Origin of the sequence: Klebsiella sp. w6 (assembly GCF_033100215.1) — a bacterium.
Classification (GTDB): domain Bacteria; phylum Pseudomonadota; class Gammaproteobacteria; order Enterobacterales; family Enterobacteriaceae; genus Klebsiella; species Klebsiella variicola.
Map to the genome: position 1 here is coordinate 4,502,403 of NZ_CP136907.1, position 13,411 is coordinate 4,515,813.

At 54.0% G+C, this 13,411-nt stretch carries 9 protein-coding genes, 3 tRNA genes and 3 rRNA genes; 6 read left to right on the forward strand and 9 right to left on the reverse strand.

Annotated features, from left to right (window positions below; all coding sequences use genetic code 11):
- Nucleotides 1-12 precede the first annotated feature (12 nt).
- Complete coding sequence (locus tag R0140_RS22120; RefSeq protein WP_012968895.1) at nucleotides 13-1,203, reverse strand: MFS transporter; 1,191 nt, start codon at nucleotides 1,201-1,203, stop codon at nucleotides 13-15.
- A gap of 104 nt (nucleotides 1,204-1,307) precedes the next feature.
- Between R0140_RS22120 and yafC the strand changes: the two genes are divergently transcribed.
- Nucleotides 1,308-2,213 carry a DNA-binding transcriptional regulator YafC gene (gene yafC / locus R0140_RS22125; RefSeq protein WP_012968896.1) on the forward strand — a complete coding sequence of 302 codons (906 nt, stop codon included), beginning with the start codon at nucleotides 1,308-1,310 and terminating at the stop codon, nucleotides 2,211-2,213.
- Nucleotides 2,214-2,258: 45 nt separating this feature from the next.
- Here yafC and dkgB read toward each other — a convergent pair whose 3' ends face one another.
- From dkgB to gmhB, 8 genes are all read right to left on the reverse strand, one after another.
- Nucleotides 2,259-3,062, reverse strand: coding sequence for a 2,5-didehydrogluconate reductase DkgB (gene dkgB, locus R0140_RS22130; protein WP_023339613.1), 804 nt, complete (start codon nucleotides 3,060-3,062; stop codon nucleotides 2,259-2,261).
- A 164-nt stretch (nucleotides 3,063-3,226) separates the two neighbouring features.
- Nucleotides 3,227-3,303, reverse strand: a tRNA-Asp gene (locus R0140_RS22135).
- Nucleotides 3,304-3,360: 57 nt separating this feature from the next.
- Nucleotides 3,361-3,476: ribosomal RNA gene (rrf, locus tag R0140_RS22140) — 5S ribosomal RNA — on the reverse strand.
- A 95-nt stretch (nucleotides 3,477-3,571) separates the two neighbouring features.
- A 23S ribosomal RNA gene (locus R0140_RS22145) occupies nucleotides 3,572-6,475 on the reverse strand.
- Nucleotides 6,476-6,652: 177 nt separating this feature from the next.
- Nucleotides 6,653-6,728 (reverse strand) — tRNA-Ala (locus R0140_RS22150).
- Between the two features lie 106 nt (nucleotides 6,729-6,834).
- A tRNA-Ile gene (locus R0140_RS22155) sits at nucleotides 6,835-6,911 on the reverse strand.
- Nucleotides 6,912-6,982: 71 nt separating this feature from the next.
- Nucleotides 6,983-8,522: ribosomal RNA gene (locus tag R0140_RS22160) — 16S ribosomal RNA — on the reverse strand.
- The 16S, 23S and 5S rRNA genes sit together here with 3 tRNA genes alongside, the layout of an rRNA operon.
- Nucleotides 8,523-8,896: 374 nt before the next feature.
- A complete protein-coding gene (gene gmhB, locus R0140_RS22165) occupies nucleotides 8,897-9,457 on the reverse strand; it encodes a D-glycero-beta-D-manno-heptose 1,7-bisphosphate 7-phosphatase (protein WP_043875778.1) in 561 nt (186 codons plus the stop codon).
- Between the two features lie 188 nt (nucleotides 9,458-9,645).
- On the opposite strand from gmhB, the gene metN reads away from it, so the two are divergent.
- The 5 genes from metN to tsaA all read left to right on the forward strand — a co-directional run bounded on the left by metN (nucleotide 9,646) and on the right by tsaA (nucleotide 13,401).
- Nucleotides 9,646-10,677, forward strand: coding sequence for a methionine ABC transporter ATP-binding protein MetN (gene metN / locus R0140_RS22170; RefSeq protein ID WP_023297090.1), 1,032 nt, complete (start codon nucleotides 9,646-9,648; stop codon nucleotides 10,675-10,677).
- Nucleotides 10,670-11,323: a methionine ABC transporter permease MetI gene (locus R0140_RS22175; RefSeq protein WP_032740448.1), complete on the forward strand. Its 654-nt coding sequence runs from the start codon at nucleotides 10,670-10,672 to the stop codon at nucleotides 11,321-11,323. The genes metN and R0140_RS22175 overlap by 8 nt, the downstream gene beginning before the upstream one ends.
- Before the next feature lie 43 nt (nucleotides 11,324-11,366).
- On the forward strand, nucleotides 11,367-12,182 hold the full coding sequence (gene metQ, locus R0140_RS22180) for a methionine ABC transporter substrate-binding lipoprotein MetQ (protein WP_008807336.1): 816 nt from the start codon (nucleotides 11,367-11,369) through the stop codon (nucleotides 12,180-12,182).
- Nucleotides 12,183-12,289: 107 nt separating this feature from the next.
- Entirely contained in the window at nucleotides 12,290-12,697 is a 408-nt protein-coding gene (rcsF, locus tag R0140_RS22185; RefSeq protein WP_008807337.1) for an Rcs stress response system protein RcsF, read from the forward strand.
- The gene (gene tsaA, locus R0140_RS22190; RefSeq protein WP_032740447.1) at nucleotides 12,694-13,401 is read left to right on the forward strand and encodes a tRNA (N6-threonylcarbamoyladenosine(37)-N6)-methyltransferase TrmO; all 708 of its coding nucleotides are present in this window, start codon (nucleotides 12,694-12,696) and stop codon (nucleotides 13,399-13,401) included. The genes rcsF and tsaA overlap by 4 nt, the downstream gene beginning before the upstream one ends.
- The last annotated feature ends 10 nt before the right edge of the window (nucleotides 13,402-13,411 follow it).

A 13,411-nucleotide genomic window follows, 5' to 3' on the forward strand; every position in this document is an offset into this window, starting at 1 on the left:
TGCGATAAACCCTTAGCCTTCGAGAGAAACCGCTGCCGAACGGCGCGGCGATTTATCTAAACGACCGCTCAGCACCACCAACAGCAGGGCGACCAGCACAATCACCGCACCAATCCACGGCGTCTGCGCCAGACCATACCGTTCAACCGTCTGCCCGCCGACGATGGACCCCAGCGCAATACCAATATTGAAGGCGGCAATATTCAGGCCGGAAGCGACGTCGACGGCGCCAGGCGTATACTGTTCGGCTTTTTGCACCACGTATACCTGCAGACCTGGCACGTTGCCGAAGGCGAAAATACCCATTACCAGCACCGTTGCCAGCGCAGCATAGTGGATGCTGGCGGTCAACTGGAAGACCAGCAGCAGCACAACCAGCGCGGCGAAGATAAACTTCAGCGCGGAGACGGCGCCATGCTTATCGGCCAGTTTGCCTCCCCACACATTGCCAATAGCGACCGAGACACCGTAGCCCAACAGGATCCAGCTAACCGCAGACGGACTGAAACCGGCCAGCTCCTGCATCATCGGAGCAAGAAAAGTAAAGGCGGTAAATACGCCGCCATAGCCCAGCGCAGTAATGGCGTAGATCATCAGCAGGCGAGGATGAGTTAAGACTTTCATCTGATCGCGCAGGCTGGCGCTGGCGCGGCCCGGAATATTATTCGGTACCAGAAGCAGACTGCTGATAAGCGCAATCACGCCCAGAATCGATACCGCGAGGAACGTTTCCCGCCAGCCAAAATGCTGACCGATGAAAGTCCCGAACGGCACCCCGGTGACCAGCGCGACCGTCAGGCCGCCGAACATAATAGCGATAGCTGAGGCGGCTTTCTCTTTTGCCACCAGGCTGGTGGCGATTGTCGAGCCAATAGAGAAGAACACGCCGTGTGCCAGACCGGTCAGCAATCGCGCCAGGATCAGCGTTTCATAGCCCGGGGCCTGCCAGGCCAGCACATTACCCGCCGTAAACAGGACCATCAACGCCAGCAGCAGCTGTTTACGCGGCATACGCCCCGTTAACGCCGTCAGCACCGGAGCGCCAATCGCCACGCCCAGCGCGTAGATAGAGACCAGCAGTCCCGCCGAAGGCAGAGAGATAGAGAGTTGTTGCGCGATAGTCGGGACCAGGCCGACAATCACAAATTCAGTGGTGCCAATCGCGAAGGCACCGATAGTTAAGGCAAATAGCGCCAGTGGCATAATTTACTCCGTAGCATCAGGATTAAGATGACACGTAGTATGAAGGGTTGTATAAATAACAAAAACTATCAAAGTATCAATAGAATTTTGCTACAGGTGCAATAATGAGAGCCACATCAGAGGAGATCGCCATCTTTGTGGCGGTGGTGGAAAGCGGAAGTTTCAGCCGGGCGGCCGAGCAGCTCGGACAGGCCAACTCTGCCGTCAGCCGGGCGGTCAAGAAGCTGGAATCAAAGCTAGGCGTAAGCCTGCTCAATCGGACCACCCGCCAGCTCAGTCTGACGGAGGAAGGCGAGCGCTATTTTCGCCGGATGCAGGTGGTCTTGCAGGAAATGGCGGCAGCAGAGAATGACCTGCTGGAAACGCGCACAACGCCGCGGGGCCTGCTGCGGGTGGATGCCGCGACGCCGGTGATGCTGCATTTTCTCATGCCGCTGGTGAAGCCATTTCGCGAGCGCTACCCGGAAATGACGCTGTCGCTCGTCTCTTCAGAGACGTTTATTAACCTGATTGAACGAAAAGTGGATGTGGCCATTCGGGCCGGGACCTTAACGGATTCCAGCCTGCGCGCCCGACCGCTATTTACCAGCTATCGTAAGATCGTCGCCTCGCCAGACTATGTCGCGCGCTACGGTATGCCGCAGCATCCGTCAGATCTGAAACAGCATCACTGCCTCGGGTTCACCGAGCCGGTATCGCTGAATACCTGGCCTGTCTCCTGTTGCGATGGTCAGCTGTTAGAGATCGAATCGGCGGTGTCCTCCAATAGCGGCGAAACGCTCAAGCAGCTGTGCCTGACCGGTAACGGCATAGCCTGTTTGTCGGATTATATGGTGGATAAAGAGATTGGCCGTGGGGAGTTTGTGGAGTTACTTGCCGACAAACGCTTGCCGGTGGAGATGCCATTCAGTGCGGTGTACTACAGCGACCGGGCGGTCAGCACGCGCATCAGGGCATTTATTGACTTTCTAAGTGAGCACGTCAAACAGCTCCCGAAGGAGCTGTCGTAATATCGTCTCAGACGGCAGTGCGAACGGCATGCCGAAAGCGGGAGATTAATCCCACTGTGGAGCCAGACCTTCCGGACTCACCAGACGATCGTTGCAGTCGAGTGCGGCGATCGCTTTACGATCTTCATCATCCAGCTGCAGATCCTGCGCTTTCAGGTTGCTGGCCAGATTGTCACGTTTGGTGGACGATGGGATAACCGCATAGCCTTCGCCCATCGCCCATGCCAGGATAACCTGCGCTGGGGTCGCACCATGTTTCGCCGCGATGCGGGCAATCACTTCATCTTTCAGTGCCTTACCGTAGGCCAGCGTCATGTAAGAGGTGATATGGATGCCGTGCTCACGCGCCCAATCGACCACTTTACGGTTTTGCAGATACGGCGAGAGCTCAATCTGGTTAGTCGCGATATTCTCAGCGCCAACGGCGGCAATCGCGCGCTCCATCAGTGGAATAGTGAAGTTGGAGATACCGATCTGACGGGTCAGACCCAGCTTCTTCGCTTCCATCAGGGCTGCCATAAACTCTTCAACAGCTACCGCATCGTTCGGTGACGGCCAGTGGATCAGCGTGAGATCAACATAGTCAGTGCGCAGCTTATGCAGGCTCTCTTTCAGGCTGGCGATGAGTTTGTCTTTGCTCAGGTTTTCGATCCAGATTTTGGTCGTGATGAACAGCTCATCACGCGGCACGCCGCTTTCGGCGATGGCCTGACCCACCGCTGCTTCGTTGTCATAGATTTGCGCGGTGTCGATAGCACGATAGCCCAGCTCCAGCGCGGTTTTTACGGATGCGATAACAACATCATCTTTCAGACGGAAGGTGCCAAGACCAAATGCAGGGATTGCCATGATTTTCCTCGTTATTTCTTCATTTCGGTTAACGGATGAAATTATGGCTGATGGTGTGGAGGAGAAAAAGAGCGATTAATGCAGAGGATTTTTGCTGAATTAGCAATAATAGAGAACAGATCAAACAAAAAAGCCCTGAGCAAATGCTCAGGGCTCTTAATAAGTGGCGGAACGGACGGGACTCGAACCCGCGACCCCCTGCGTGACAGGCAGGTATTCTAACCGACTGAACTACCGCTCCACCGAATTTCTTCGCTTTATTGCCACCGGTTGTCACCCCGGCTTACTGCAATTTGATGCCTGGCAGTTCCCTACTCTCACATGGGGAGACCCCACACTACCATCGGCGCTACGGCGTTTCACTTCTGAGTTCGGCATGGGGTCAGGTGGGACCACCGCGCTAGTGCCGCCAGGCAAATTCTGTTTTCAACACGTCTCACGGACGCATCGAGTAATCTGTATCAGAGCTGAAAATTCTCTCAAATCCGCCAAAACAGCTTCGGCGTTGTAAGGTTAAGCCTCACGGTTCATTAGTACCGGTTAGCTCAACGCATCGCTGCGCTTACACACCCGGCCTATCAACGTCGTCGTCTTCAACGTTCCTTCAGGAGACTTATAGTCTCAGGGAGAACTCATCTCGGGGCAAGTTTCGTGCTTAGATGCTTTCAGCACTTATCTCTTCCGCATTTAGCTACCGGGCAGTGCCATTGGCATGACAACCCGAACACCAGTGATGCGTCCACTCCGGTCCTCTCGTACTAGGAGCAGCCCCCCTCAATTCTCCAGCGCCCACGGCAGATAGGGACCGAACTGTCTCACGACGTTCTAAACCCAGCTCGCGTACCACTTTAAATGGCGAACAGCCATACCCTTGGGACCTACTTCAGCCCCAGGATGTGATGAGCCGACATCGAGGTGCCAAACACCGCCGTCGATATGAACTCTTGGGCGGTATCAGCCTGTTATCCCCGGAGTACCTTTTATCCGTTGAGCGATGGCCCTTCCATTCAGAACCACCGGATCACTATGACCTGCTTTCGCACCTGCTCGCGCCGTCACGCTCGCAGTCAAGCTAGCTTATGCCATTGCACTAACCTCCTGATGTCCGACCAGGATTAGCTAACCTTCGTGCTCCTCCGTTACTCTTTGGGAGGAGACCGCCCCAGTCAAACTACCCACCAGACACTGTCCGCAACCCCGATAAGGGGCCAACGTTAGAACATCAAACATTAAAGGGTGGTATTTCAAGGTTGGCTCCACGCAGACTGGCGTCCACGCTTCAAAGCCTCCCACCTATCCTACACATCAAGGCTCAATGTTCAGTGTCAAGCTATAGTAAAGGTTCACGGGGTCTTTCCGTCTTGCCGCGGGTACACTGCATCTTCACAGCGAGTTCAATTTCACTGAGTCTCGGGTGGAGACAGCCTGGCCATCATTACGCCATTCGTGCAGGTCGGAACTTACCCGACAAGGAATTTCGCTACCTTAGGACCGTTATAGTTACGGCCGCCGTTTACCGGGGCTTCGATCAAGAGCTTCTCCTTACGGATAACCCCATCAATTAACCTTCCGGCACCGGGCAGGCGTCACACCGTATACGTCCACTTTCGTGTTTGCACAGTGCTGTGTTTTTAATAAACAGTTGCAGCCAGCTGGTATCTTCGACTGGTCTCAGCTCCGTCCGCAGGGACTTCACCTACACACCAGCGTGCCTTCTCCCGAAGTTACGGCACCATTTTGCCTAGTTCCTTCACCCGAGTTCTCTCAAGCGCCTTGGTATTCTCTACCTGACCACCTGTGTCGGTTTGGGGTACGATTTAATGTTACCTGATGCTTAGAGGCTTTTCCTGGAAGCAGGGCATTTGTTACTTCAGCACCGTAGTGCCTCGTCATCACACCTCAGCGTTAAAAGGTACCGGATTTACCTGGAACCTCCGCCTACATGCTTAAACCGGGACAACCGTCGCCCGGCTAACATAGCCTTCTCCGTCCCCCCTTCGCAGTAACACCAAGTACAGGAATATTAACCTGTTTCCCATCGACTACGCCTTTCGGCCTCGCCTTAGGGGTCGACTCACCCTGCCCCGATTAACGTTGGACAGGAACCCTTGGTCTTCCGGCGAGCGGGCTTTTCACCCGCTTTATCGTTACTTATGTCAGCATTCGCACTTCTGATACCTCCAGCAACCCTCACAGGCCACCTTCGCAGGCTTACAGAACGCTCCCCTACCCAACAACACATAGTGTCGCTGCCGCAGCTTCGGTGCATGGTTTAGCCCCGTTACATCTTCCGCGCAGGCCGACTCGACCAGTGAGCTATTACGCTTTCTTTAAATGATGGCTGCTTCTAAGCCAACATCCTGGCTGTCTGTGCCTTCCCACATCGTTTCCCACTTAACCATGACTTTGGGACCTTAGCTGGCGGTCTGGGTTGTTTCCCTCTTCACGACGGACGTTAGCACCCGCCGTGTGTCTCCCGTGATAACATTCTTCGGTATTCGTAGTTTGCATCGGGTTGGTAAGTCGGGATGACCCCCTAGCCGAAACAGTGCTCTACCCCCGAAGATGAGTTCACGAGGCGCTACCTAAATAGCTTTCGGGGAGAACCAGCTATCTCCCGGTTTGATTGGCCTTTCACCCCCAGCCACAAGTCATCCGCTAATTTTTCAACATTAGTCGGTTCGGTCCTCCAGTTAGTGTTACCCAACCTTCAACCTGCCCATGGCTAGATCACCGGGTTTCGGGTCTATACCCTGCAACTTAACGCCCAGTTAAGACTCGGTTTCCCTGCGGCTCCCCTATACGGTTAACCTTGCTACAGAATATAAGTCGCTGACCCATTATACAAAAGGTACGCAGTCACACCCGAAGGTGCTCCCACTGCTTGTACGTACACGGTTTCAGGTTCTTTTTCACTCCCCTCGCCGGGGTTCTTTTCGCCTTTCCCTCACGGTACTGGTTCACTATCGGTCAGTCAGGAGTATTTAGCCTTGGAGGATGGTCCCCCCATATTCAGACAGGATACCACGTGTCCCGCCCTACTCTTCGAGTTCACAACCTGTGCATTTTGGTGTACGGGACTATCACCCTGTACCGTCGGACTTTCCAGACCGTTCCACTAACACACAAGCTGATTCAGACTCTGGGCTGCTCCCCGTTCGCTCGCCGCTACTGGGGGAATCTCGGTTGATTTCTTTTCCTCGGGGTACTTAGATGTTTCAGTTCCCCCGGTTCGCCTCGTTAACCTATGTATTCAGTTAACGATAGTGCAACGAATTGCACTGGGTTTCCCCATTCGGACATCGCCGGTTATAACGGTTCATATCACCTTACCGACGCTTTTCGCAGATTAGCACGTCCTTCATCGCCTCTGACTGCCAGGGCATCCACCGTGTACGCTTAGTCGCTTAACCTCACAACCCGAAGATGTTTCGTAAAACATCATCGTGTCGCGAAAATTTGAGAGACTCGAACACACATTAACTGTGTGTCGTTTCAATTTTCAGCTTGATCCAGATTTTTAAAGAGCAAAACTTCGCAGTGCACCTTTTCAGGTTCACTCTGAAGTTTTCTTGTGTTTGCAGTAAAGATGGTGGAGCTATGCGGGATCGAACCGCAGACCTCCTGCGTGCAAAGCAGGCGCTCTCCCAGCTGAGCTATAGCCCCATCGAATGAATCTCTTTTAACCTTAATTCGTTTTCGGGCGCGGCGTGGTGAAGCGAAGCATACTGAAGTATGCGAGCTTTGCCACAACAAAGCACGAGAGCGAATTTGGTAGGCCTGAGTGGACTTGAACCACCGACCTCACCCTTATCAGGGGTGCGCTCTAACCACCTGAGCTACAAGCCTGCAGAGATTACTTACTGCTCTATTTTCATCAGACAATCTGTGTGAGCACTACAAAGGCAGGTTCTTTAAGGTAAGGAGGTGATCCAACCGCAGGTTCCCCTACGGTTACCTTGTTACGACTTCACCCCAGTCATGAATCACAAAGTGGTAAGCGCCCTCCCGAAGGTTAAGCTACCTACTTCTTTTGCAACCCACTCCCATGGTGTGACGGGCGGTGTGTACAAGGCCCGGGAACGTATTCACCGTAGCATTCTGATCTACGATTACTAGCGATTCCGACTTCATGGAGTCGAGTTGCAGACTCCAATCCGGACTACGACATACTTTATGAGGTCCGCTTGCTCTCGCGAGGTCGCTTCTCTTTGTATATGCCATTGTAGCACGTGTGTAGCCCTGGTCGTAAGGGCCATGATGACTTGACGTCATCCCCACCTTCCTCCAGTTTATCACTGGCAGTCTCCTTTGAGTTCCCGGCCTAACCGCTGGCAACAAAGGATAAGGGTTGCGCTCGTTGCGGGACTTAACCCAACATTTCACAACACGAGCTGACGACAGCCATGCAGCACCTGTCTCACAGTTCCCGAAGGCACCAATCCATCTCTGGAAAGTTCTGTGGATGTCAAGACCAGGTAAGGTTCTTCGCGTTGCATCGAATTAAACCACATGCTCCACCGCTTGTGCGGGCCCCCGTCAATTCATTTGAGTTTTAACCTTGCGGCCGTACTCCCCAGGCGGTCGATTTAACGCGTTAGCTCCGGAAGCCACGCCTCAAGGGCACAACCTCCAAATCGACATCGTTTACAGCGTGGACTACCAGGGTATCTAATCCTGTTTGCTCCCCACGCTTTCGCACCTGAGCGTCAGTCTTTGTCCAGGGGGCCGCCTTCGCCACCGGTATTCCTCCAGATCTCTACGCATTTCACCGCTACACCTGGAATTCTACCCCCCTCTACAAGACTCTAGCCTGCCAGTTTCGAATGCAGTTCCCAGGTTGAGCCCGGGGATTTCACATCCGACTTGACAGACCGCCTGCGTGCGCTTTACGCCCAGTAATTCCGATTAACGCTTGCACCCTCCGTATTACCGCGGCTGCTGGCACGGAGTTAGCCGGTGCTTCTTCTGCGGGTAACGTCAATCGATGAGGTTATTAACCTCACCGCCTTCCTCCCCGCTGAAAGTGCTTTACAACCCGAAGGCCTTCTTCACACACGCGGCATGGCTGCATCAGGCTTGCGCCCATTGTGCAATATTCCCCACTGCTGCCTCCCGTAGGAGTCTGGACCGTGTCTCAGTTCCAGTGTGGCTGGTCATCCTCTCAGACCAGCTAGGGATCGTCGCCTAGGTGAGCCGTTACCCCACCTACTAGCTAATCCCATCTGGGCACATCTGATGGCATGAGGCCCGAAGGTCCCCCACTTTGGTCTTGCGACGTTATGCGGTATTAGCTACCGTTTCCAGTAGTTATCCCCCTCCATCAGGCAGTTTCCCAGACATTACTCACCCGTCCGCCGCTCGTCACCCGAGAGCAAGCTCTCTGTGCTACCGCTCGACTTGCATGTGTTAGGCCTGCCGCCAGCGTTCAATCTGAGCCATGATCAAACTCTTCAATTTAAGTTTGATGCTCGTGAATTAAACTTCGTAATGAATTACGTATGTTCACTCAGAGACTTGGTATTCATTTTTCGTCCGAGGACGTTAAGAATCCATGTCACTTTGAGTGCCCACACAGATTGTCTGATAAATTGTTAAAGAGCAGTTGCGACGCGCTTTAGCGCTCTGTCGCGAGGTGGCGTATATTACGCTTTCCTCTTTCAGAGTCAACCCGTTTTTCAGGATTTTTCTCTTCAACCGAACCGGCTGTTTGTGTGAAGTGATTCACATCCGCCGTGTCGATGGAGGCGCATTATAGGGAGCTCTCCGGGAATGACAAGCGGAAAAATACAATTTTATTTCAACCGCTCATCTTTTAAACGCAACGCTTATTTTTACTGCTTTTTAATCGCCGCAGGCAGCTCTGTCAGGCTATTTAGCACCCAGTCAGCCGCTTTTTCCGCTTCTTCAGTCAGGGGCTTACCGGTACGCACCAGCACTTTAGTACCGACATCTGCCGCCGCAGCAGCCTGCATATCTTCCAGTTTGTCCCCTACCATATAGGAAGAAGCCATATCGATATGCAGATAATCGCGGGCGGAGATCAGCATCCCCGGATGCGGTTTACGACAATCACAAGTCTGACGGTACTCCTCCACCGCACCCTGCGGGTGATGCGGGCAATAGTAGATACCGTCCAGGTCGACGCCACGATCGGCCAGAGACCAGTCCATCCATTCGGTCAGCGTTTCAAACTGGGCTTCGGTAAATTTACCGCGTGCAATACCGGACTGGTTAGTGACCAGCACCAGCGCATAGCCCATCTCTTTTAGTTCGCGCATCGCGTCAATGACGCCATCGATAAATTCAAAATTGTCGATTTCGTGGACGTAGCCATGATCGACATTAATAGTGCCGTCACGGTCGAGAAAAATTGCGGGTACTGACTTTGCCACCGGTTTGCTCCTGAAAAAGGCTAGTGCCGTTAGTATCGCATGTTTCAGCATGCAAGAAAGTGCTCATTATAAAGAGTCAGATTGATTTAGACGTCTGGATGCCTTAACATCCATTTCATTGCCAGGCATCGCCTGGATACGGCAGAAGAAAATGCCACGGCAAACGGCTAAACGATAATAAATAACTGATGATTAAACTTTCCAATATCACCAAAGTGTTCCAGCAGGGGAATCGCAGCATTCAGGCGCTGAATAACGTCAGCCTGCATGTCCCTGCCGGACAAATTTATGGCGTCATCGGAGCCTCCGGCGCCGGTAAAAGTACGCTGATTCGCTGCGTCAACCTGCTGGAGCGCCCGACCGAGGGCAGCGTACAGGTTGACGGTCAGGAATTGACTGCACTGTCGGAAAAAGAGCTAACCCGTGCGCGCCGTCAGATTGGCATGATTTTCCAGCATTTTAACCTGCTGGCCTCCCGGACCGTTTTCGGCAACGTCGCGTTGCCCCTGGAACTGGATAACACCCCGCAGGCAGAAATCAAACGCCGTGTGACGGAGCTGCTGGATCTCGTCGGCCTGGGTGATAAGCACGACAGCTACCCGGCTAATCTCTCCGGTGGCCAGAAACAGCGCGTCGCTATTGCCCGCGCGCTGGCCAGCAACCCGAAGGTATTGCTGTGCGATGAAGCCACCAGCGCCCTCGACCCGGCCACCACCCGTTCCATTCTCGAACTGCTGAAAGACATTAACCGGCGTCTGGGACTAACCATTCTGCTGATCACCCACGAAATGGATGTGGTGAAACGCATCTGCGACTGCGTGGCGGTCATTAGCAACGGTCAACTGATCGAGCAGGATACGGTGAGCGAAGTCTTCTCCCATCCGAAGACGCCGCTGGCCCAGCAGTTTATTCAGTCCACGCTGCACCTCGATATTCCGGATGACTACCAGGCGCGCCTGAAATCTACTGCCACAGCGGATAGCGTGCCGATGCTGCGTATGGAATTTACCGGCCACTCCGTCGATGCGCCGCTGCTCTCTGAAACCGCGCGTCGCTTCAATGTGAATAACAACATTATCAGCGCGCAGATGGATTATGCCGGCGGGGTGAAGTTCGGCATCATGCTCACCGAAATGCACGGTACACAGGAAGACACTCAGGCGGCCATCGCCTGGCTGCAGGAACATCATGTAAAAGTAGAGGTATTGGGTTATGTCTGAGGCAATGATGTGGCTGCTGTTGCGCGGCGTTTGGGAAACGCTGGCAATGACCTTTGTCTCCGGCTTCTTCGGTTTTGTCCTTGGTCTGCCGGTGGGCGTGCTGCTGTATGTGACCCGGCCGGGGCAAATCGTCGCCAATGCCAAACTGTACCGTACTCTGTCGGCGGTGGTGAATATTTTCCGTTCCATCCCGTTCATTATCCTGCTGGTCTGGATGATCCCGTTTACCCGCGTAATCGTCGGCACCTCGATCGGCCTGCAGGCGGCAATCGTTCCGCTGACGGTGGGCGCCGCGCCGTTTATCGCCCGCATGGTGGAGAACGCCCTGCTGGAGATCCCGACCGGGCTCATCGAAGCTTCCCGCGCGATGGGCGCCACACCGCTGCAGATCGTCCGCAAGGTTCTGCTGCCTGAAGCGCTGCCGGGGCTGGTCAACGCCGCCACCATCACTCTTATTACCCTGGTAGGCTACTCCGCCATGGGCGGCGCGGTGGGCGCCGGTGGTCTGGGGCAGATTGGTTATCAGTACGGTTATATCGGCTACAACGCAACGGTGATGAATACCGTACTGGTGTTACTGGTTATTCTGGTTTATTTAATTCAATTCTCTGGCGATCGTATCGTCCGGGCTGTGACTCATAAATAACGTTATTGGCAGACAACACTCATTCTTACAGGAAGGAAATAACATGGCCTTTAATTTCAAAACCTTTGCGGCAGTTGGCGCGTTAATCGGTTCTCTGGCACTGGTGGGTTGCGGTCAGGATGAAAAAGATCCGAATCATATTAAAGTCGGCGTTATCGTCGGGGCGGAACAGCAGGTCGCTGAAGTTGCGCAGAAAGTGGCAAAAGAGAAGTATGGTCTCGATGTTGAGCTGGTGACCTTCAACGATTACGTGCTGCCAAACGAAGCGCTAAGCAAAGGCGATATCGACGTGAACGCCTTCCAGCATAAACCGTATCTCGACCAGCAGATTAAAGACCGTGGCTATAAGCTGGTCTCCGTTGGCAACACCTTCGTCTATCCGATCGCGGGTTACTCGAAGAAAATCAAATCGCTGGACGAACTGCAGCCGGGCTCGCAGATCGCCGTCCCGAACGATCCGACTAACCTCGGCCGTTCCCTGCTGCTGCTGCAGCAGGTGGGTCTGATCAAACTGAAAGACGGCGTGGGCCTGCTGCCGACCTCGCTGGATATCGTCGAGAACCCGAAAAACCTGAAAATTGTTGAACTGGAAGCGCCACAGCTGCCGCGTTCGCTGGACGACGCACAGATTGCGCTGGCCGTCATCAACACCACTTACGCCAGCCAGATTGGCCTGACCCCGGCGAAAGACGGTATCTTTGTTGAAGGCAAAGAGTCTCCTTACGTGAACCTGATTGTGGCGCGTGAAGACAATAAAGATGCTGAGAATGTGAAGAAATTCGTTCAGGCTTACCAGAGCGATGAAGTTTACGAAGCGGCGAACAAGATCTTTAACGGCGGCGCAGTGAAAGGCTGGTAATCTTTTCTCACCGTAATATCATTCAGGACGGGCTTCACGCCCGTCTTGTCATTTATGCAAGCACCTGATTCAATAACGCCCTGTTTTTTATTCATTGAGGAAATACTATGCGTGCTTTACCGGTCTGTTTGTTAGCACTCATGTTAAGCGGTTGTTCCATGCTAAGCAGATCCCCCGTTGAACCTGTTCAAAGCACTGCAACCCCCCCGGTTAAATCTGAGCCGAGCAAACCACGCGCAACCCGTCCGGCGCCGGTACGTATTTATACCGATGCGTCAGAGCTGGTGGGAAAACCGTTCCGCGATCTGGGTGAAGTGACTGGTGAGTCATGCCAGGCCTCAAATCAGGATTCTCCGCCGAACATCCCAACCGCCCGCAAGCGTCTGCAGGTGAATGCGGCACGCATGAAAGCCAATGCCGTCCTGCTTCACCGCTGCGAAGTGACCAGCGGCACGCCAGGCTGCTACCGTCAGGCGGTTTGTCTGGGCTCGGCGCTTAACGTTTCGGCACAATGAGTGCATTCCAGTTCGCGCAGATAGGCGTTATCCGCTCGCCGTATAAAGAGAAATTTGCCGTTCCTCGCCAGCCTGGTCTGGTGAAACACGGCGGCGGAGAACTGCATCTGGTTGCGCCCTACAACCAGGCCGACGCCGTGCGAGGCCTGGAAAACTTCAGCCATCTGTGGATCCTGTTTGTGTTTCATCAGACCATGGAAGGCGGTTGGCGTCCGACGGTGCGCCCTCCCCGACTGGGAGGCAATGCGCGGATGGGCGTCTTCGCCACCCGTTCGACGTTTCGCCCCAACCCCATCGGCATGTCGCTGGTTGAGCTGAAAGGCGTTCGCTGCCAGAAGGATCAGGTGATCCTGGAACTCGGTAGCCTCGATCTCGTCGACGGGACGCCGGTGGTTGATATCAAACCGTATCTTCCTTTCGCCGAAGCCCTGCCGGATGCCAGCGCCAGCTATGCGCAACAGGCGCCGCTGGCGGGTATGAACGTCAGTTTTACACCGGAAACAGAAGCACAGTTACTGACCCTGGAAAAACGCTACCCGCATATCAAAGCGTTTATCCGCGAAGTATTGGCGCAGGATCCGCGCCCGGCCTACCGTAAAGAGGAAGAAGCAGGAAAAAATTATGCCGTCTGGTTGCTGGATTTCAACGTCCGCTGGCGGGTGATTGCCTCTGGTTTTGAAGTCTTTGCCCTCGAAGCGCGCTAATTTTATTTTT

Bases quoted from the DNA above. Each gene is read 5' to 3' on its own strand.
- R0140_RS22120 (WP_012968895.1), bottom strand. From the start codon at position 1,203: ATGCCACTGGCGCTATTTGCCTTAACTATCGGTGCCTTCGCGATTGGC.
- yafC (WP_012968896.1), top strand. From the start codon at position 1,308: ATGAGAGCCACATCAGAGGAGATCGCCATCTTTGTGGCGGTGGTGGAA.
- dkgB (WP_023339613.1), bottom strand. From the start codon at position 3,062: ATGGCAATCCCTGCATTTGGTCTTGGCACCTTCCGTCTGAAAGATGAT.
- metN (WP_023297090.1), top strand. From the start codon at position 9,646: ATGATTAAACTTTCCAATATCACCAAAGTGTTCCAGCAGGGGAATCGC.
- R0140_RS22175 (WP_032740448.1), top strand. From the start codon at position 10,670: ATGTCTGAGGCAATGATGTGGCTGCTGTTGCGCGGCGTTTGGGAAACG.
- metQ (WP_008807336.1), top strand. From the start codon at position 11,367: ATGGCCTTTAATTTCAAAACCTTTGCGGCAGTTGGCGCGTTAATCGGT.
- rcsF (WP_008807337.1), top strand. From the start codon at position 12,290: ATGCGTGCTTTACCGGTCTGTTTGTTAGCACTCATGTTAAGCGGTTGT.
- tsaA (WP_032740447.1), top strand. From the start codon at position 12,694: ATGAGTGCATTCCAGTTCGCGCAGATAGGCGTTATCCGCTCGCCGTAT.